General features: G+C 32.3%; 1 pseudogene. It reads left to right on the plus strand.

Annotation, left to right across the window (positions count from 1 at the left end):
- Positions 1-90 precede the first annotated feature (90 nt).
- A pseudogene (locus ACTNDN_RS24985) lies at positions 91-554 on the plus strand (IS21 family transposase); the annotation flags it as partial.

Below are 554 nucleotides of genomic sequence, written 5' to 3' on the forward strand. Positions count from 1 at the left end.
TAGAAATGATAATTTAAATATGTACAAACGTGCTTGAATAAAGATGTACAAAATTGATTATGAATTACATACTAATATTGGGTGATTAGTATGTACATAAAGTTAAATATTGAAACAGATTTTGAGATTAAGAGTCTTTCAGATTTAGGAAAATTCAAACAAGTAATGGAGCAGTTAAAGATGAAAATTAATAAAAGTGAATTAGCTAGGGAATTAGGGGTAGATCGTAGAACAATCGATAAATATCTCAATGGGTTTATTCCAAAACGTACAAGGAAAAAGGCATCTATGCTTGATGAATATTATGAAATTATAGCCGCACTTTTATCGGAGGATTCGAAACAGAAGTTTTATTATCGGAGGGTGCTTTGGCAATATTTAAAAGATAATCATGGTCTTGATTGTTCGGCTTCTACATTTAGGGCGTATATAGCTAGAATACCAGAATTTAAAGCTTATTTTGATGAGGACAAAAAGATTGCCTCCCCCAAAGGGGCAGCTCGTTTTGAAACAGCACCAGGTAAACAAGCACAACTAGATTGGAAAGAAAGTAT

It is taken from the genome of Niallia sp. HCP3S3_B10 (genome assembly GCF_052064465.1).
GTDB classification, from domain to species: domain Bacteria; phylum Bacillota; class Bacilli; order Bacillales; family Cytobacillaceae; genus Niallia; species Niallia hominis.